Source organism: Anseongella ginsenosidimutans, from assembly GCF_008033235.1.
Classification (GTDB): Bacteria; Bacteroidota; Bacteroidia; order Sphingobacteriales; family Sphingobacteriaceae; genus Anseongella; species Anseongella ginsenosidimutans.
Genome location: NZ_CP042432.1, coordinates 3,897,620 through 3,916,368, shown reverse-complemented (window position 1 = coordinate 3,916,368; position 18,749 = coordinate 3,897,620). Strand labels below are relative to the sequence as shown.

Below are 18,749 nucleotides of genomic sequence, written 5' to 3'. Positions count from 1 at the left end.
AAAGCAGCAAAGAGATGAAAAAGACTATTATAGCAACGGCCATCGTGTTCTCCCTTTCAGGTTGCAGTGATTACCTGGACGAAGTAAATAAGACGGATGTTTTGTCCGATGACTTATATACTACCGCCGCAGGCTTTGAGAACCTGGTGAACGCTTCCTATTCCTCCCTCCGCGATGTTTACAGCGCGCCCTGGATGTTTATGTCCGGAACGGATATGTACGTGGACGGAAGGGGAACCGGCCCCACCGGCCTTACCAGTTATAAGACGCTCTCTCCGGCCGAAGGGGCAGTAGGCGACTTTTATAAAGCTTGTTACAGCGCTATCCAGCTTTGCAACGTGGGCGATTATTACAGCGAACTCACGGAGCAGACCGCCGTCCTTCCGGCAAGGAAGGGAGAGATTAAATTTCTCCGCGCTTATTATTATTTTTTGCTGGTACAGTCGTTCGGGGGGTGCCTTTGGTTACCGAAGCCTTCACAGGGCCGGAAACCAGTTTCAGCCGGGCTTCTGCGGAAGAGGTATATGCCTTCATCCTCGCTGAACTGAACGAAGCGCTTTCCCTTGTGGAAGAAAACCCGGAGTTCGGGAGGGTATCCAGGCGGGCGGTCCTGCATTACCTTGCCAAGGTACATCTTACAAGGGGCTACGAAACATTTGCTGCGGATAGCGATTTTGACATGGCTGCGCAGCTTGCGGACGAAGCAGCCGGTGGCTATGATCTTTCCTCTCTTTCTTTTCATGACCTTTTCTGGCCGGGAAATGATCAGAACCCCGAAATTTTATTTTCGATTCAGTATGACGAAGGTTCACTGAACCTGGACGGAGATCCCGCGGGAAGCATACAAAGCGCCTATTTCGGCCCTTATCATGGCGGAGAAGGCTTGCAGCAGGGTTATCCCTACCGGACTTATTCCCTTATCCCAACTTCCTATGTGTATGACCTGTTCAGCGCGAATGACCTGCGGTGGGAAGGATCTTTTATGAACCAGGTATATGACCGCTATTATGATTTTTACGACGTAGCAGACAGATCGAACCTGGTGGTGCGGCGGTATTTTCCCCAGTCATGGGAAGTAGCCGATACCGCGGCATGGCGGGCAGCTGATCCGGCGCAGCGTGCCGCTACGGAGATCCTGCCCTATGAACTGATCCAGGCCGATCCGGCGATCAACAGATGGGAGCAACCCATCCAGTATTTCGATAACATGATCCCCGATGTGCGGAAATTTGACGATCCGCGTCCCGGCGTATTCGGTAACGGCACCAGCGTCCGGGATATTTTCCTGGCGCGGATGGCGGAAACCTACCTCATAGCCGCGGAAGCGTACTTTAAGGCAGGGAACCTCCCGGCAGCCATGGACCGGATCAACGAGGTAAAGCGGCGGGCGGAGCTGAATGCCGGCGACCTGGTACTGACGGACCCCGCCCAGGTGACCCTGGAAGAGATCCTTGACGAGCGGGCACGCGAGCTGATCGGGGAGTTTCATCGCTGGTTTGACCTGAAACGTACCGGCACCCTCCGGGAACGGGTCATGCGGTACAATAAGGATGTCCGTAATATTCCTGATCCGTTTACAGGACCGGACGGGCAGGACAAGATCCTGCGTCCTATTCCCCAGGATGCCCTGAACCTGAATTCGAACAAGGATTTTCCCCAAAACCCTGGCTATTAGTGAATATGAGAACGAACCGAACGAAAACATCCCGCTGGTTCGCCGGCAAGAGCGGATTTCTGTTCCTGCTGGCATTCGCTGTCGGCATCACGGCATTTACCGCCTGCAACAAGGGAACTGCCCAAGGCGCCGCCGGCGATGATCCCTGGCAGAAAGCCGATAGCATAATGGCGGCCATTAAGCCTCCTGTTTTTCCGGACCGGGATTTTTTACTAACGGATTACGGGGCGCAGGGCGATGGCGCTACTGACTGTACCGGGGCCTTTGCCGCAGCCATCAGGGCTTGCAATGAAGCTGGCGGAGGCAGGGTAGTGGTGCCGGCCGGGAAGTACCTGACCGGGCCCATTCACCTGAAGAGCAACGTGAACCTTTACCTGGCAGATAGCGCGGAAGTACTCTTCAGTACCGACCCGGATGATTACCTGCCGGTAGTATATACCCGCTTTGAAGGGGTAGAGATTATGAACTATTCCCCGCTTATTTATGCCTACGAGCAGGAAAATATTGCTGTAACCGGTAGTGGAACGCTCAACGGGCAAGCCGATAGCCTTCACTGGTGGCCCTGGAAGAGAAAAGGTAGTGAAGACGCCGGATGGCAGGGGCCGGCCATTGACAGTATGAAGGCGCTGGCAAAGAACGGCGTCCCGGTACGGGAACGCATATTCGGGAAAGGGAGCTACCTGCGACCCAATTTTATCCAGCCTTACAAATGCCGGAACGTGCTGATTGAAAACGTCACCATCCGCAATTCACCCATGTGGGTGATGAACCCGGTGCTGTGTAATAATGTAACCATACAAGGGGTGCAGGTGATCAGCCACGGCCCTAACAGCGACGGTTGTGATCCTGAATCTTCGTCAAACGTGCTGATTGCTGATTGCTATTTTGATACGGGTGATGATTGTATTGCCATTAAATCCGGGAGGGACCATGATGGGAGAAGAGTGAATGTGCCCAGCGAAAATATCATCATTCGCGATTGCGTAATGAAAGACGGTCATGGAGGGGTGGTGATTGGCAGTGAAATATCAGGTAGTGTCCGGAACGTGTTTGCCGAAAACTGCCGGATGAGCAGCCCTAACCTGGAACGGGCGCTGCGAATCAAGTCCAATTCTTACCGGGGCGGCATCGTGGAAAACGTATTTCTCCGGAATATAGAGGTGGGCGAAGTGTCCGGGGCCGCCATTCGTATAAATATGTTCTACAGCGATGAACGGGGATCCCATTTTTCTACTGTACGCAATGTGCTGGTGCAAAATATGAGTTGTGAAAAATCGGAGTATGCCGTCCGTATCGAAGGGGAGCCGGCGCATCCGGTGGAGCATATCAGGATTGAGAACTCCCGGTTTGAAAATGTAAAGAAGGCGAACGTGGCCGAAGGGGTTGAAGATCTTTCGCTGCAAAATGTACGTGTTAACGGAGAACAATTATGAAACGTTGTAAATTTTTCCATGGTAGCCTGTTTGCCGGCGCATCGCTATTCTGCTGCCTGTTTACTGCCTTTGCACAGGGGCCGCCGGCGAAGGATTACGCCGAGCTGATGACAGTTTCCGCTATAAAGCACTTGTGGGATGGTAAAGGCCATCCGGAAAAATGGACCTATGAACAGGGTGTTGTGCTGAAGGGAATAGAGCAGGTATGGAAAGCAACCGGGAAGCAGGAATATTTTGATTTTATCCGCAGCAGCGTTGACTATTTCATAGAAGAGGACGGCGCCATTCGCACGTATAAGATAGAAGATTATAATATCGATAACATCAATACCGGTAAGACCTTGTTGTTTCTGTACCGGGAAACAGGCGAGGAAAAGTACCGCATCGCGGCGGATACCCTGCGCGAGCAGTTGCGGCATCATCCGCGTACTTCAGAGGGCGGGTTCTGGCATAAAAAACGCTATCCCTGGCAAATGTGGCTTGACGGCCTGTATATGGGCGAGCCTTTTTACGCGGAATACGCGCTGGAATTTAATGAGGAAGGATCTTTCGATGATATCGCCCGGCAGTTTATCCTGATGGAAAAGCATTCAAGGGATGCTAAAACCGGCTTGTTGTACCATGGCTGGGATGAATCCGGTGAACAGGAATGGGCAGACGATCAAACGGGCCGCTCGCCGCATTTCTGGGGCCGGGCAATGGGCTGGTACGGCATGGCCCTGGTAGATGTGCTGGATTATTTTCCTCCGGATCACCCGAAGAGGGATTCCCTCCTTGCCATCCTTAACCGTTTCGCGGCAGCGGTATCTGCTAGCCGGGATACCCGGACAGGGCTTTGGTTCCAGGTGCTGGACCGCCCCGGGGGAAAGGGGAATTATCCGGAAGCCTCCGCTTCCTGTATGTTCGTGTACGCGCTGGCAAAAGGGGTGAGGAATGGTTACCTGCCTGAAAAGTATATGGAAACAGTCAGCTCCGGCTATGAAGCCATTCTTGATCGTTTTATCAGCAAGGCGGAAGAGGGTTTGATCAACCTGGAAGGGACGGTTTCTGTTTCCGGGCTTGGAGGAGATCCTTACCGGGACGGGAGCTATGCATATTATCTTTCCGAACCAGTGGTTGTAAACGACCCTAAAGGAGTTGGCGCCTTTATACTTGCCGCAAGCGAAATGAACTTAACCCGCCAATAAAACAACCTGTTGCTATCATGACAAAATTTCTGGATGAACATTTCCTGCTGAGTACTCCTTCAGCAAGGCAGCTTTTTCATGAGTATGCCGCGCCTATGCCCATTTTAGATTATCATTGCCACCTTCCGCCGGAGCTGATAGCAAAAGACCACCGGTTTGAAAACCTTACACAGATCTGGCTTTACGGGGACCACTATAAATGGAGGGCCATGCGGACCAACGGGGTGGATGAAAGCTATTGCACCGGCGCAAAAAGCGATGCTGAAAAATTTGAAAAATGGGCCGAAACGGTTCCGTACACCCTTCGCAATCCGCTTTACCATTGGACGCACCTGGAGTTACAGCGCTATTTTAATATACGCGAAGTCCTTAATCCCCGCACGGCCGCCGGAATCTACAGGGAGTGTTCGGACTTACTGCAGACTCCTGCTTTTTCGGTGCGTAACCTGCTGCGGAGGATGAAGGTAGCGCTGATCTGCACCACCGATGATCCGCTCGATTCGCTGGAATACCACCGGCAGCTAAAAGAAGAAGCGTTTGAAATCCCTGTTCTGCCGGCTTTCCGTCCCGATAGGGCGATGAATATTTCCGATCCTGAGACTTTCAGGAACTATCTCGGAAAACTGGAGGAGGTAAGCGGAATGGCGGTGAACACGTTTGATAGCTTTCTTTCTGCGCTTAAAAGCCGCCACGATTATTTTGTCCGGAACGGATGCCGGGTATCCGATCATGGGTTGGAAGAGATGTATGCAGAAGATTTTACCGAAAGCGAGATCAGAGCGATTTATATGAAGGTTCTTCGAGGTGGGAAACCGGACCTGCCGGAAGGCAGGAAATTCAAATCAGCCATGCTGCTGCACTTTGCCCATTGGGATTGGGAGAATGGCCTGGTGCAGCAGTATCATCTTGGCGCGCTAAGGAATAATAATACACGCATGATGCGCTTGCAGGGGGCAGACGCCGGCTGGGATTCAATCGGCGATTTTCCCCAGGCCGCGGGGCTGGCCCGGTTCCTGGACCGGCTTGACCGGGATAACCGGCTTGCTAAAACTATCCTCTATAATCTGAATCCCGCCGATAACGAAGTGATGGCTACCATGGCCGGAAATTTCAATGACGGGTCCGTAGCGGGGAAGGTCCAGTGGGGGGCGGCCTGGTGGTTCCTGGATCAGAAGGATGGCATGGAAAAACAGCTGAACACACTCTCCAACATGGGGCTGTTAAGCAGGTTCGTAGGCATGCTCACTGATTCCCGCAGCTTCCTTTCTTACCCCCGTCATGAATACTTCCGGCGAATACTCTGCAACCTCTTCGGAAAGGAAATGGCTGCCGGAGAATTGCCGGCTGACATGGAGTTGGTGGGGGGTATCGTTAAAAATATTTGTTATCATAATGCAAATCAATATTTTAACTGGGATTCAGTTGATGTGACGCTTTAATACCTGGTTTTAGGTAATCTTCTGTTTATAAGATAAATACATTGCCGGCAACTGTCGTTTTTCAAAGATAGTCCGGATTCGTACTATTTTTACATAGTTATCTGTTTATCAGATATATATACTTGTTAGTATAAACTTGTTGTTGATATTTGCCCGCGGCTAGCGTCCTGGAAAACAACGCTCTCCGGCATCAGTTTTTATCTGGATACTTGCTAAATTTCCTTAGATTTGCCTGCCTATGCTTAATATTGTTTTATTTGGCCCCCCGGGTGCCGGGAAGGGAACACAATCGAAAAAGATCATTGACAAGTACCAGCTGGTACATCTTTCCACGGGGGATATTCTTCGCGGCGAGATCGCGGGCGGAACGGAGCTTGGGCTGGAAGCGAAGAAGCTGATGGATCAGGGCATTCTTGTCCCCGACGAAGTGGTCATCGGGATGATCAATAATAAACTGGATGCCGGCAAGGATTCCAACGGATTTATTTTTGACGGTTTTCCCCGTACGGTTGCACAGGCGGAAGCGCTGGACCGGCTGCTGGAATCCCGGAATAGCGGGATATCCGGGATGATCGCACTGGAGGTGGATGAAGAAGAACTTCGCTTACGCCTGGCAAAGCGCGCCCTGGAACAGGACCGTCCGGACGATGCCAAGCCGGAAGTGATCACAAAACGGATCGAAGAGTACCGGAACAAAACCGCGCCCGTTGCCGAGTATTACCAGAGGCAGGGTAAATATTCCTTTGTGAACGGCATTGGCAGTATTGACGATATTTTCCGGAAAGTCTGTTCCGTCATTGACAGCTGGTAAAAGATGCCTGCCCCTAACTTCGTTGATTATGTGAAGATCTGCTGCCGTTCCGGTGCGGGAGGAGCAGGGTCTGCTCATTTTCACCGTGACCGGTTTACCTCTAAAGGAGGGCCCGACGGCGGCGACGGCGGGCGGGGAGGTCATATTATTTTAAAGGGAAACAGGCAGCTGTGGACCTTGCTTCATCTTAAATACAGAAAGCACGTTATCGCGGGGAACGGGCAACCCGGTTCCTTTCAGCAGAAGAAAGGGGCGGATGGGGAAGACATTATACTGGAAGTACCCCTGGGAACTGTTGCCCGGGACGCGGAAACCGGGGAAACGATCATGGAGATCACCCGGGAAGGACAAACCGCGATCCTGACCCCCGGAGGAAGAGGAGGGCTGGGAAACTGGCATTTTAAATCTTCCGTCAACCAAACGCCGCGTTACGCCCAGCCTGGCGAGCCGGGACAGGAAATATGGAATATTCTTGAACTCAAATTACTGGCGGATGTAGGGCTGGTAGGCTTTCCAAATGCCGGTAAATCTACCTTGCTTTCGGTAGTTTCTGCGGCTAAACCGGAAATTGCCGATTATCCCTTTACGACCATGGTACCCAATCTTGGAGTAGTATCCTACCGTGACAGCCGGTCTTTTGTAATGGCGGATATTCCCGGAATTATAGAAGGAGCCTCTGAGGGCAAAGGCTTAGGCATCCGCTTTTTGCGCCATATAGAACGGAATGCGGCATTGCTGTTTATGGTGCCCGCCGATAGCGACAGCATCCGGGAAGAATATGGCGTATTATTGAAAGAACTCGAAAAGTTCAACCCCGAATTGCTGTATAAGCCCCGTGTCCTGGCGATCACGAAGGCTGATCTGCTCGATGAGGAACTGATGCGGGAGCTGGCAAAAGAAGTGCCTTCGGAACTTCCGGCTATCTTTATTTCATCTGTTACCGGCCAGGGCATACAGGAATTAAAAGACCTGATCTGGCAGGAGATACAGGAAAATGATCAGCAGGAGTAAACCAGAGGGGCTGGCCTGGTGTTTAATCCTTTATGCTCACAGCGCCAAAACGATTCAACGAAACCTTATTATTGCTGATCCTTTCAGCCATTAATTTCGCATATATCCTCGATTTTGTGATTGTGATGCCCATGGGGCCGCAGTTAATGAGGATTTTTGACATTGATGCCACGCAGTTTGCCCTCGTTGTTTCTTCCTATACCATCAGCGCAGGGATCTGCGGATTTATAGGGATCTTCTTTATCGATCGTTTTGACCGGAAAAAAGCATTACTTTCCTCTTTCGGCGGCTTCACGGCAGGGACCCTGCTCTGCGCGCTGGCGCCGGACTACACTTTCCTGCTGCTTGCGAGGGTCGTTACCGGCCTTTTCGGAGGGGTGATCAGTGCGCTGATCTATTCAATAGTGGGGGATTATATTCCCTATGAGCGCAGGGGCAGCGCGATGGGGAAAGTGATGGCCGCATTTGCCGTCGCCTCGGTCATGGGCGTTCCAATAGGGCTGTGGCTGGCGGCTGAGTTTAACTGGCATATGCCTTTCCTGAGCCTTGGCTTGTTTTCGGCGATCGTTTTCCTGATCGCGTTATTCGGCCTGCCTTCCATGAAAATGCACCTGCAGGAGAAACCGCTCCTGAAGCCGGTTTCAGTCTTAAAATTTATCTTAAAGGACCCTAACCAGTTGCGGGCCCTGGTGCTGATGATGCTAATGATGATCGCGGGATTCACCGTCATTCCATTTATCAGTCCCTACTTTGTAAAAAATGTCGGGATGACCGAAATGGAACTTGTTTATAACTACCTGGTGGGAGGGGCGTTTACCTTTGTTTCATCGCAGATCATCGGCAAGCTATCCGACAAATACGGAAAAAGGCAAATGCTGATCATACTTTGCATTCTTTCCGTACTTCCTATCCTGCTGGTTACCCATATAGGCGTTATGCCACTGCCGCTGGCGGTAGGCGCTTGTACCCTGTTCTTTATCCTGGTATCGGGAAGAAGCGTTCCCGGGCTGGCGCTTATAACATCTACCGTGAACCCGGAACACAGGGGAAGCTTCATGAGTTTTAACTCCGCGGTGCAGCAGCTCTCTGCAGGCCTGGCCACCATGCTTGCGGGCCTGATTGTCGTAGTAGGAGCCGACGGTAAGCTATACCATTTTGGCTGGGTGGGAATCCTCGCTTCACTGGTTTCCCTTGTTACGATTCCGCTGGTCACTCGTATTCGCCCGCTGGAAAAGGAAAATTAGTATTTGTCAGGCCAGCCATTGCAACGCCAGGGCGCACCGGACACTTGTAGCATTTTTCCGCCTGTTTTGTTAATGTTAATTTTTTTCGCGAAATTTAACCGACAGGGCTTTGGTCACAATTTTGTGACTTGTCTTCCATTAATCTGAACCGGCGGAATGCGAGATTATGAAAAGCTTTCGGATAATGATCTTACAGGCTTACTGAAAAAGGGGAACATAGCCGCTTTCGAAGAGATTTACAACCGTTACTGGTCCAGGCTTTATAGCGCGGCTTATAAGCGGGTAAAATCCAGGGAGGTTTGCCAGGAAATAATACAGGACCTTTTCACGAGCTTATGGTTAAGCGGGAAAGAATTACAGATCAGGGCCTCGCTTGAAGGCTATCTGCTGACTGCCGTCCGTTATAAGGTGTTTAATCACATTGAAAAGGAGCTGGTGAGACGTAATTACCGCAGTACCCTGCCGGAAGCTTCGCTGCGGATAGATAATTCTACTGAAGAAACCATTTTACTTAACGATCTCAGCCAGCAGCTGGAGGAAGAAATCGTCCAGCTTCCCGAAAAATGCCGGCAGGTATTCGAACTCAGCCGGAAGCAGCAAAAGAGCAACAAGGAAATAGCGCTTGAACTGAATATCTCCGAAAAGACCGTTGAAAATCATATTACAAAAGCCCTGCGGCTAATGCGGGCCGGCCTTAAGGACAGCATCGCCTCTCTCTTCCTTTTGTAGTTGCCGGATTTTTCTACCTCCGGACAACTCCTGAATGAATTAATGTAAATTTTTTATTACAGGGAGTAGGGGATAGGCTGCTTTGACCTGACTTAGACTAAAAGGGGCTTCCCTTAAACCAATTTAATGAAAAGAATTATTTCACCGGAGTTGATACGGGATTTCCTGGCCGGAAAATGTACAGCTGAAGAAGCGGCATTCGTGCGGAAATGGTATGATTCCTTCGAACAGGAAGCTGAACCCATGAGTGTTCTTTCTCCTGAAGAACGCACCTCACTAAAGGAAATGATGTATAATGAGGTGATGCAGCGGCTTCGCATGCATAATGCATTACCCCGGCCCACCCTGTTTTCAACCAGGAGGAGGCCGGTTTTCCTGGGCGCCGCCGCCGCAGCCCTGTTACTGCTGATCGCCCTCGGCGTCTTGTTGGACAGACCGGTCGTTCCCGCGGAATTTTCGTCACCAGGAGAGAAAAACGCTGGTGAAATTGTGCAAAAAGAAGAGGCAAGAGAAGTCCTGGTGGAAAACACCTGCAAGACCATTCTCCGGCAGACACTTTCCGATGGAAGCGTTGTCTGGCTAAAGCCGGAAACCTGGATCTCTTTTCCCTCGGAATTTGCGGTTGATAAGCGAGAAGTAAGCATGTCGGGAGAGGCATTTTTTGAAGTAAGCCCGGACGTTTCCCGGCCCTTTACGGTATATAGCGGCGACCTGGTAACCCGGGTATTAGGAACCAGTTTTAATATCAAAGCATTTAAAAACGGTCCTTCTGCGGAAGTTTCGGTGTTTACCGGGCAGGTTTCGGTGAGCCTGCCCTCACAGTCCGACAAGGGAGGCAAGGAGGAGCTGCTGCTGGTGAAAGATGAAAAGGCGGTTTTTTTGCAAAGCGAAAAGCAGCTTAAAAAACAGCCCTACAGCACTAAAAAGCAACCGGAACTTAATATCTGGAAAAAGAATACGATTTCCTTTAATGACGCCCCGGTGAGCCAGGTAGTGAAAGTTCTTAATGAAGAGTTTGACGTGTCCCTGAAAGTAGCTGAAACGGACAAAGAACTGAACAATTATATCCTGAAGGCGGATTTTACCAATCAGAATCTTCCGGATATCTTGCAGATGCTTGAAAAATCCCTGAGTTTAACCTACGAGATGAAAGGAAAGGAGATCATCCTGAAACTGGATATATAATATTAAAAACCAAACCCAAGCATATGAAAAAAAGACCACCCATCTAAGTAAAAAAAACCGGGAGTGTTGCCTCCACTCCCGGCAAAATCATCATCCCCCTTTATCATCTAACACTTTTTTGAAAGTGAAGGGGGACAATTTGTCTCATTTTTCACAACGAAACTCTCAAATTTATGAATTTTATTGTACAAATCGATTGGCGTAAAATCATGAGAATTACGTTCAGCCAATTAGTCATAGCCATTTTGTTTACCTGTGTTTCCTACGCGAAGGATGGCCTGGCTCAACATGTACTTGATCGACAGGTGGATATTTCCGTTCGAAAGGTCAGCCTGACGGAAGTCCTTTCCCAGCTGGAAGCAAAAACCAGGATCAAATTCGTCTACAGCGAAAACGTGGTAAGCACCGAAGGCCTTGTCAGTATTAAGGCAAAGCACGCCAGCCTTAAAACGGTCCTGGACGAATTACTTCATTCCAAAGGCATCGCTTATGATGTGATCAATGACCGCATCGTCCTAGGAAAAATGAAAAATCATTCGTCCCCCCCGGGAAAGGTTAAAAAGGACCTGGTGATCGACCTCCGCCGGCCGCTCCAAACTACGATTACCGGCAAGGTGACCGACGCGGTAAGCGGCAATCCTATCCCCGGGGTAGCCGTTACGATCAAGGGTACCACACGCGGAACCGCTACCGACCTTGAAGGAAACTATTCCCTCGCCGCTTCACCGGAAGAAACACTTGTTTTTTCTTTCCTGGGTTATAAAAACGTTGAAAGGGCTCCCGGTAATGAAACGGTGCTGAATGTTGCGCTGGAATCCGACGTGGCCGGCTTAGAACAGGTGGTGGTAGTCGGATATGGTACGCAGCAGAAAAAGGACCTGACGGGCGCCGTATCGGTAGTGAACGTGCAGGATCTGGTACAACAGCCCACGGCTAATGTGACCACGCAGCTGCAGGGCCGTGCCGCCGGGGTTACGGTACTTGGCGGCGGCCAGCCGGGAGATCCTCCCCAGATCCGTATCAGGGGGATCAACACTTTCGGCAATAACAGCCCGCTTTTTGTAGTGGACGGCGTTCCAACGGAAAACATCAACGATCTGAATCCTTATGACATTGCCACTATGCAGGTAATGAAGGACGCCGGATCCGCATCTATCTATGGTTCCAGGGCCGCCAACGGCGTAGTCATCATCTCCACCAAGAGAGGACATGGTAAAGTAAAAGTTTCCTACGATGCCTACTACGGTACCCAGCTTCCGCCAAGCGGCAATGTCTGGGACATTCTTTCACCCATGGAAATGGCCGAGCTTAAATGGATGGCCGATCCGGCAAACATAGGAAACGATGTGCAGTATGGAAACGGCAGTACGCCGAGATTACCCGACTACATTCAGCCAGACGGAGCAATGGAAGGAGAGGTTGATATTGAAGATTACAATGTAGATCCCTTTTATACTAATTCGGACGCTGTTGGCGGCTTTTATCGCATTGTTAAAGCCAATAAGCAGGGAACCAATTGGTTTGACGAGATATTCGATCCGGCGCCGATGACCAGTCATAACCTTTCGGTAAGCGGGGGCGGGGAACAGGGAAATTACCTCTTTTCAATGAATTATTTTAATCAGGAGGGAACGCTTATCAATACGTATATGAAGCGATATACGATACGGGCTAATAGCCAGTATAATGTAAGCAGCAATATAAGAATAGGTGAAAATATTTCCTTTTCCGTAATAGATAATCCGCGTATTGCCGAATTGACGGAAGGTAGCGGAATAGGACATGCGTACCGGCAACAGCCAATTATTCCTGTACATGACATTATGGGGAATTATGCAGGCTCAGCTGGAACAGAGCTTGGGAATGCCAGGAATCCGGTCGCAATATTAGAGCGTACGGCCAATAATAAAGCAAACGCTTACCGGATCTTTGGGAATATTTTCGCCGAAGCCGACTTTGCGGAACATTTTACCGTTCGTACCCAGTTTGGAGGTGAACTCTATTCAGGATTTGCACAATCATTTGCCTATCCTGAATATGAAAATAAGGAGAACACTCCTACGAACACGTACAATGAAAGTTCTTACAATGGGAATAACTGGACGTGGACTAATATGATCACCTATCACCAGGTCTTCAATGATATGCATGATCTTACTGTACTGGCAGGTACAGAAGCTTATCACAATCAGGGAAGAAACCTTAGCGGATCCACCCAGGGGTATTTTTCATTTGACCCGGATTTTACCAATCTGGGATCAGGTTCAGGAACGCGGAATAACGCAAGCGGTCGATATGAGGATGCACTTTTTTCACTCTTCGGCAGGGTCGATTATACCTTTAAAGACCGGTATCTTTTAAGCGCTACTGTCCGTCGTGACGGCTCATCAAGGTTCCAGGTATACCAGTACGGTTGGTTTCCTGCTGTAAGCGCCGGATGGCGTATATCCGAAGAAGAGTTTTGGAACAGTCCCTGGCTGGACGAACTGAAACTGAGAGGAAGCTATGGCGTGATGGGAAACCAGATGAATGTCGCTCCTGACAATGCGTTTACTACCTTTTCGGGTGACAGAACCACTTCTTATTACGATATAGGTGGAAGCAATAACAGCATAACAGAAGGCTTCAGAAGAAATCGTGTCGGAAACCCGGATGCTAAATGGGAAAAGAACATAACCGCTAACATAGGGCTTGACGCCACCTTGTTTTCAGGTAAATTGGATCTGACGGCAGAATATTACCGCAAGGACGTGGATGATCTTCTTTACAATCCATCGCTTCCAGGTACGGCCGGTAGCGTTACTGCGCCTTTCATTAACATCGCAAAGATGAGAAATCAAGGACTGGATCTGTCAGCGACAACATACCTCGATATAACCAAAGATCTGCTGCTCGATGCCACGGTCACCTTTACTACGTATAGTAATGAAATACTTAAGGTTTCTGCCGGCGCGGATTATTTTGATACGGATGGAAGAAGGTTTAACGGTTCGTTTATTGTCCGGAACCAGGTTGGAAGCCCTATCGGGTCATTTTTCGGATATCAAATTGAAGGTTTCTGGAATACCGAAGAAGATATTGCGGCCGCTAACGCAGGGTCGCCTACCGGAACTTACCAGACAGATATCGGCCTGGGGCGTTTTCGTTACGCCGATATAAACGGTGACGGTATGGTAACGGCTGATGACAGAACGGTTTTGGGTAATCCTAACCCTGATTTCAGCTATGGGCTTAACCTGGGTTTGAAATACAAACAGTTTGATTTCAGCTTTTTCCTCTTCGGGACAGCGGGTAATGATATATGGAACCAGTTAAAATGGTGGCACGACTTTAACGCCTCTTTCCAAGGGGCAAAGAGTCATACCGCGCTTTATGATTCCTGGACAAAAGAAGACCACAATGCGATCGCTCCTATCCAGGAAAAGGACGGTTACGTCAGTACTAACGGGGTGCCCAACTCATATTACGTTGAAAAAGGCTCTTACCTCAGGGCAAAAAACGCGCAGCTCGGATATACGTTTCCGTCAGAAACGCTTGACAGAATGGGGATCAGCAGGCTGAGAATTTATCTGCAGGCCGCAAATCTTTTTACGATCTCAGACTATTCAGGAGTTGACCCGGAAATATCGGGTGGAACCGTCAGTTTTGGGATTGATGAAGGAGCTTATCCTAATATGCAACAGTTTTTGTTAGGTCTGGGCCTGACATTTTAACCTATTGCGCAAATTAAATACGTGCGAAATGAAAAAGTTAAATTATTTATTAATAGTTGGGGCCGCTACCCTGGGTCTTGCCGTACATTCTTGCAGTGATTCTTATCTTGAACAACCCGCGCTGGGCTCGCTGTCGGATGAGGTTCTTGCTTCAAAGGAGGGTGTTAATTCGCTGCTGATCGGTGCCTATGGCGCGTTGGATGGGAGCGGAAACGGGAATCCATGGGAGGTTGCGCCGAGTAACTGGATATATGGCGATATTGCCGGAGGAGATGCACATAAAGGCAGCGATGGCGGCGATCAGCCCGCTATTAATTCTATTGCTACCTTCCGGACGGATGCCAGCAATGGTTTTCTGAATAATAAATGGCGCGCGGACTACGAAGGTGTTTCACGAGCTAACTCGGTGCTTGCGGTCCTTGCAACTATGCCAGAAGGCGAGTTGACTGAGGCGGAAGCGACAAATATAGAAGGGCAGGCAAAATTCCTGCGAGCTCATTTCTATTTCGACCTAAAAAAAATGTTCAATATGGTCCCCTGGATCGATGAAACCACTACTATTTATCAGCAGCCGAATGATCAGGATGTTTGGCCAATGATAGAGGCGGATTTCAAGTTTGCATATGATAATTTACCGGCAACCCAATCCGAGGTAGGAAGAGCGAATAAATGGGCTGCAGCAGCTTATCTTGCAAAATCCTATCTATACCAGAAAAAATATGCCGAAGCCAAGGCAGTATTTGATCAGGTAATCACAGAAGGGCAAACATCCAATGGCCTTGCATATGGTTTACTTGACAACTACTACGAGGTTTTTTACGCGCAATGGGAAAATCACAAAGAATCTGTATTTGCGATACAAATGGTCTCCCATGATGGAACTAATGGCATATCCAACGCAAATGACGGAAACATGCTGAACTTTCCATATAACGCTACTTTCAGATGTTGCGGCTTTTTTCAACCAAGCCAGGATTTGGTAAATTCTTTCAAAACCAATCCTGCGACGGGATTGCCCTATTTAGAAAACTATAATGCGAACCCTGTTAAAAATGATATGGGGGTTAATAGCAGTGACCCTTTCACACCATATACAGGAACACTTGATCCGCGGCTTGACTGGACCGTTGGTCGCCGTGAGCTGCCTTATCTCGACTGGGGGCTTCATGGAGGGCAAAATTGGGTACGGCTGCAGTCTTATGGAGGCCCTTATTCTCCTAAAAAGTACGTTTATTGGCAGGAAACGCAGGAGGCAAATGCGGATCAAAGCTCCTGGGCTCCCGGTACTGCAAATAACGTACTGATTATCCGCTTTGCTGATGTACTTCTGATGGCAGCTGAAGCCGAAATTGAACTAGATAACCTTGAAAAAGCCAGGGAGTATATAAATCAGGTGAGAGGCCGGGCGGCAAATGAAGACGGCTGGGTGCATACATATGTTGATAATGGAAATCCGCTGGAAGGATTTACAAATACGCCCGCCGCAAACTATAAAATCAATCTCTATCCTGCATTCGCCGATAAAGAAGAAGCCAGAAAAGCTGTCAGGTTTGAACGGAGACTGGAATTAGGGATGGAGGGCCACCGATTCTTTGACCTGGTTAGATGGGGGATTGCCAAGATTGTACTCGATGCTTATTTTGACTATGAAGGATCGGTTACCAGTGATGTGACTGGTGCCAGCTTCACCAATGACAAGAACGAGTATTATCCGATTCCACAGGCGCAGATCGATATAAGTAGGGTCGATGGCGAAACAACCCTAACGCAGAATCCCGGATATCAATAGGTCGTCATATTGTTTTATAGCCGGAGCATGGACATTGAATCCATACTCCGGCTTTTTTTGGTGTGCCCGGCAGGGCACAGCCTCTCGGAGGTGAAAGTCCTCTACAGGCCCGGTAAGGGGAACTGTTAGCCGAGCGGCAAGGGTGTCCATCGCGAGGTGGAATCTGAAGGAAGCCGAAGGCAAAGCGTTGGCCTGACGAACAGGAATCGCATATAAGGCATACATGCCGGACAAGGAGGCCATCATCTCTAAAGTCCTGTACTTATCCGGAAGGCATGGATGTAGATGCGGCAGGTATAAGCGTGAAGGAGCTGTGCATTACCCGGGGAGACCTGATCGGAAAGTTAGCGGAGGGGACGTGCGGTATCCCTGTAAGGAACAACCCGGATGAAGACATCCGGCTGAGCGATCAGGAGTCAGCAGAGGCCATAGTAGTTCTACTATCCGGAACGAAGGGCCGAACCAATGATTACGGGAAGGAGCTATCATGTTACAGAAGCAAGAAGCAGAAGCGAATGGTGGAAGCCATTTGGCCAGGGGTGAAGGACGACTACCGGAAGTGGTCGGGAAAGCACCTGGTGCGGATACTTCTATACCCGCGGTAGAAAATCCGACCCCAGTAAAGAAGTATCTGATAGAGGAAATTGTTAGTAAGGAGAACATGGAGCTTGCCTACCGAAAGGTAGTGGGCAACAAAGGCTCGGCGGGGATAGACGGGATGGAAGTCAGCCAGCTGCGGCCGTATCTCCAAACACACTGGCAACGAATCAAAGAAGAGTTGGAAGGGGGCATCTACTGCCCCCAGCCGGTAAAGAAGGTAACCATACCGAAGCCGGGAGGAGGCCAGCGAATGCTGGGTATCCCCACGGTCACCGACCGGCTGATCCAACAAGCTATCCAGCAAGTATTGAGTCCGATCTGGGAACCCACGTTCTCAGATCAGAGCTACGGTTTCCGTGCAGGGCGCAGGGCATCATCCGCAGTTGAACAAGCAAAGACTTATCAGGAGCAGGGCTACAAATACGTAGTGGATATGGACTTGTCAAACTTTTTTGACGAGGTCAACCACCGAAGACTGATGAGCCGGATTATGGAAAAGACCCGGGGAGAATGGCAGCTGCACCGCCTGATAGACCGTTGCCTGAAAGCAGGTATAATGGAGGGCGGGGTGCTGGAACCACGCAGTAAAGGCACTCCTCAAGGGTCACCGCTATCGCCGCTGTTGTCCAATATCGTATTAGACGAACTGGACAAAGAGTTGGAGAAGCGGGGCCATAAGTTTGTCCGATATGCTGATGACTGCAACGTGTACGTGAAAACCAGGCAATCCGGGGAACGGGTATATGCCTCATTAACACGCTTTTTGGAAGGGAAGATGCGGCTGAAAGTGAACAAGGAAAAGAGCAAGGCAGATCGTCTGGGAAAACGAAAATTCCTGGGCTTCAGCTTCTACTGGAAGAAAGGCGGGGTGGGGATCCGGGTATCCCCCGAGAGCCTGAGACGTCTCCGGCAGGAACTCAAGAGGCTATTCAGGCAAGGTAGAGGGAGAAACATAGGAAGGTTTATCACTGAACAGCTCAACCCTCATCTCAGGGGCTGGCTGAATTATTACCGTATAGCGGACATGAAAGGGATTGCGGAGGAGCTGGATGAATGGATCCGCAGGCGGTTACGACTGATCAAGTGGCGGCAATGGAAACGAAGGTGGACAAGACGCCTGCGTCTGATGGCCGCAGGGCTGTCGGAGGAGCGAGCTGTTCAGTCTTCGTTCAACGACCGCGGCCCATGGTGGAATTCCGGGGCCAGCCACATGAATCAAGCCTTTCCTAAGAAGTATTTCCGACACCTTGGCTTAGAAAGCCTGCTGGACAGATATTTGATTTACAAGAAAACAGTAGGCACTGGAACCGCCGGATACGGAACCGTACGTCCGGTGGTGTGAGAGGACGGCGAAATCTAACAATTTCGCCTCCTACTCAATCCCGGGCTGAAAAACCCAGGGTAACTTATGCCCAGGGCTGGAGAATGGCTCCGAGGTATGTCTTGTGCGGCAGTTGTTCGCGATGCCATTGTGCAATTGCCTTCCCGAGATGAGGATAGAGATGGAGCGTTTCCAGTTCCCTTACCGGGATCCATTCTATCGCAGCGGCAGTCGTTTCCGCCGGGTCGAGGGCCGGCCGGCCTTCAAGGATTTTTCCTTCAAAGAGGCAATGCAGAACGTGGGCATCCGGCTTTCCGGGCCGAACGGTTTCTGCGGAGAATATCATGTCGCCGGGCTGAACGGCCACCTGGAGTTCCTCGCGTAGTTCCCTGATAAGGGCGTCCTGGAGGGACTCGCCTTCATCCGGGTTTCCGCCGGGGATGCCGTACACCCTGCGCCCGTTATAATTGTAACGCATCAGCAGCAGGCAGTCTTCTTCAATGACCAGTAAGGAAGGACGGGGTTTCATTATTTATATGAATAACAAGAGCCAAAGATAGCAAGATGGAGTCAAGCATCAAGGTTTCGACGGTAAGTACTAATCCGCATATT

15 protein-coding genes are annotated in these 18,749 nt (G+C 49.9%); 14 read left to right on the top strand and 1 reads right to left on the bottom strand.

Translation table 11 applies throughout. From position 1 onward, the window contains the following. Nucleotides 1-14: 14 nt before the first annotated feature. The 14 genes from FRZ59_RS16500 to ltrA all read left to right on the top strand — a co-directional run bounded on the left by FRZ59_RS16500 (nt 15) and on the right by ltrA (nt 18,158). Entirely contained in the window at nt 15-548 is a 534-nt protein-coding gene (locus tag FRZ59_RS16500; RefSeq protein ID WP_147698374.1) for a RagB/SusD family nutrient uptake outer membrane protein, read from the top strand. Beyond that, on the top strand, nt 455-1,675 hold the full coding sequence (locus FRZ59_RS16495) for a RagB/SusD family nutrient uptake outer membrane protein (RefSeq protein WP_147698373.1): 1,221 nt from the start codon (nt 455-457) through the stop codon (nt 1,673-1,675). The genes FRZ59_RS16500 and FRZ59_RS16495 overlap by 94 nt, the downstream gene beginning before the upstream one ends. Nucleotides 1,676-1,680: 5 nt before the next feature. After that, nucleotides 1,681-3,108: a glycoside hydrolase family 28 protein gene (locus FRZ59_RS16490; protein WP_132130526.1), complete on the top strand. Its 1,428-nt coding sequence runs from the start codon at nt 1,681-1,683 to the stop codon at nt 3,106-3,108. Next, nucleotides 3,105-4,295: a glycoside hydrolase family 88/105 protein gene (locus FRZ59_RS16485; RefSeq protein ID WP_132130525.1), complete on the top strand. Its 1,191-nt coding sequence runs from the start codon at nt 3,105-3,107 to the stop codon at nt 4,293-4,295. The genes FRZ59_RS16490 and FRZ59_RS16485 overlap by 4 nt, the downstream gene beginning before the upstream one ends. A gap of 17 nt (nt 4,296-4,312) precedes the next feature. Beyond that, nucleotides 4,313-5,734: a glucuronate isomerase gene (gene uxaC, locus FRZ59_RS16480; RefSeq protein WP_132130524.1), complete on the top strand. Its 1,422-nt coding sequence runs from the start codon at nt 4,313-4,315 to the stop codon at nt 5,732-5,734. A 238-nt stretch (nt 5,735-5,972) separates the two neighbouring features. After that, complete coding sequence (locus FRZ59_RS16475; protein ID WP_132130523.1) at nt 5,973-6,545, top strand: adenylate kinase; 573 nt, start codon at nt 5,973-5,975, stop codon at nt 6,543-6,545. A 3-nt stretch (nt 6,546-6,548) separates the two neighbouring features. Beyond that, nucleotides 6,549-7,556: a GTPase ObgE gene (obgE, locus tag FRZ59_RS16470; protein WP_132130522.1), complete on the top strand. Its 1,008-nt coding sequence runs from the start codon at nt 6,549-6,551 to the stop codon at nt 7,554-7,556. A gap of 32 nt (nt 7,557-7,588) precedes the next feature. Further along, on the top strand, nt 7,589-8,800 hold the full coding sequence (locus FRZ59_RS16465) for an MFS transporter (RefSeq protein WP_132130521.1): 1,212 nt from the start codon (nt 7,589-7,591) through the stop codon (nt 8,798-8,800). A 156-nt stretch (nt 8,801-8,956) separates the two neighbouring features. Further along, nucleotides 8,957-9,529, top strand: coding sequence for an RNA polymerase sigma-70 factor (locus FRZ59_RS16460; protein ID WP_132130520.1), 573 nt, complete (start codon nt 8,957-8,959; stop codon nt 9,527-9,529). 126 nt (nt 9,530-9,655) lie between these two features. Further along, a complete protein-coding gene (locus FRZ59_RS16455) occupies nt 9,656-10,714 on the top strand; it encodes a FecR family protein (RefSeq protein WP_132130519.1) in 1,059 nt (352 codons plus the stop codon). A gap of 209 nt (nt 10,715-10,923) precedes the next feature. Further along, entirely contained in the window at nt 10,924-14,427 is a 3,504-nt protein-coding gene (locus FRZ59_RS16450) for a TonB-dependent receptor (RefSeq protein ID WP_192901582.1), read from the top strand. Nucleotides 14,428-14,455: 28 nt separating this feature from the next. Then, the gene (locus FRZ59_RS16445) at nt 14,456-16,216 is read left to right on the top strand and encodes a RagB/SusD family nutrient uptake outer membrane protein (RefSeq protein ID WP_132130517.1); all 1,761 of its coding nucleotides are present in this window, start codon (nt 14,456-14,458) and stop codon (nt 16,214-16,216) included. A 275-nt stretch (nt 16,217-16,491) separates the two neighbouring features. Next, nucleotides 16,492-16,821: a hypothetical protein gene (locus FRZ59_RS18570; RefSeq protein ID WP_132130826.1), complete on the top strand. Its 330-nt coding sequence runs from the start codon at nt 16,492-16,494 to the stop codon at nt 16,819-16,821. A gap of 56 nt (nt 16,822-16,877) precedes the next feature. Next, nucleotides 16,878-18,158 carry a group II intron reverse transcriptase/maturase gene (gene ltrA, locus FRZ59_RS16440; protein ID WP_225975245.1) on the top strand — a complete coding sequence of 427 codons (1,281 nt, stop codon included), beginning with the start codon at nt 16,878-16,880 and terminating at the stop codon, nt 18,156-18,158. A gap of 64 nt (nt 18,159-18,222) precedes the next feature. Here the strand turns inward: ltrA and FRZ59_RS16435 are convergent, their stop codons facing one another. Further along, nucleotides 18,223-18,666, bottom strand: coding sequence for an NUDIX domain-containing protein (locus FRZ59_RS16435; RefSeq protein ID WP_132130810.1), 444 nt, complete (start codon nt 18,664-18,666; stop codon nt 18,223-18,225). Nucleotides 18,667-18,749: the final 83 nt, after the last annotated feature.

Bases quoted from the DNA above. Each gene is read 5' to 3' on its own strand.
- FRZ59_RS16460 (WP_132130520.1), top strand. From the start codon at position 8,957: ATGCGAGATTATGAAAAGCTTTCGGATAATGATCTTACAGGCTTACTG.
- FRZ59_RS16450 (WP_192901582.1), top strand. From the start codon at position 10,924: ATGAGAATTACGTTCAGCCAATTAGTCATAGCCATTTTGTTTACCTGT.
- FRZ59_RS18570 (WP_132130826.1), top strand. From the start codon at position 16,492: ATGGATGTAGATGCGGCAGGTATAAGCGTGAAGGAGCTGTGCATTACC.
- FRZ59_RS16475 (WP_132130523.1), top strand. From the start codon at position 5,973: ATGCTTAATATTGTTTTATTTGGCCCCCCGGGTGCCGGGAAGGGAACA.
- FRZ59_RS16435 (WP_132130810.1), bottom strand. From the start codon at position 18,666: ATGAAACCCCGTCCTTCCTTACTGGTCATTGAAGAAGACTGCCTGCTG.
- FRZ59_RS16445 (WP_132130517.1), top strand. From the start codon at position 14,456: ATGAAAAAGTTAAATTATTTATTAATAGTTGGGGCCGCTACCCTGGGT.
- FRZ59_RS16500 (WP_147698374.1), top strand. From the start codon at position 15: ATGAAAAAGACTATTATAGCAACGGCCATCGTGTTCTCCCTTTCAGGT.
- FRZ59_RS16490 (WP_132130526.1), top strand. From the start codon at position 1,681: ATGAGAACGAACCGAACGAAAACATCCCGCTGGTTCGCCGGCAAGAGC.
- uxaC (WP_132130524.1), top strand. From the start codon at position 4,313: ATGACAAAATTTCTGGATGAACATTTCCTGCTGAGTACTCCTTCAGCA.
- ltrA (WP_225975245.1), top strand. From the start codon at position 16,878: ATGGAGCTTGCCTACCGAAAGGTAGTGGGCAACAAAGGCTCGGCGGGG.
- FRZ59_RS16455 (WP_132130519.1), top strand. From the start codon at position 9,656: ATGAAAAGAATTATTTCACCGGAGTTGATACGGGATTTCCTGGCCGGA.
- FRZ59_RS16485 (WP_132130525.1), top strand. From the start codon at position 3,105: ATGAAACGTTGTAAATTTTTCCATGGTAGCCTGTTTGCCGGCGCATCG.
- FRZ59_RS16465 (WP_132130521.1), top strand. From the start codon at position 7,589: ATGCTCACAGCGCCAAAACGATTCAACGAAACCTTATTATTGCTGATC.
- obgE (WP_132130522.1), top strand. From the start codon at position 6,549: ATGCCTGCCCCTAACTTCGTTGATTATGTGAAGATCTGCTGCCGTTCC.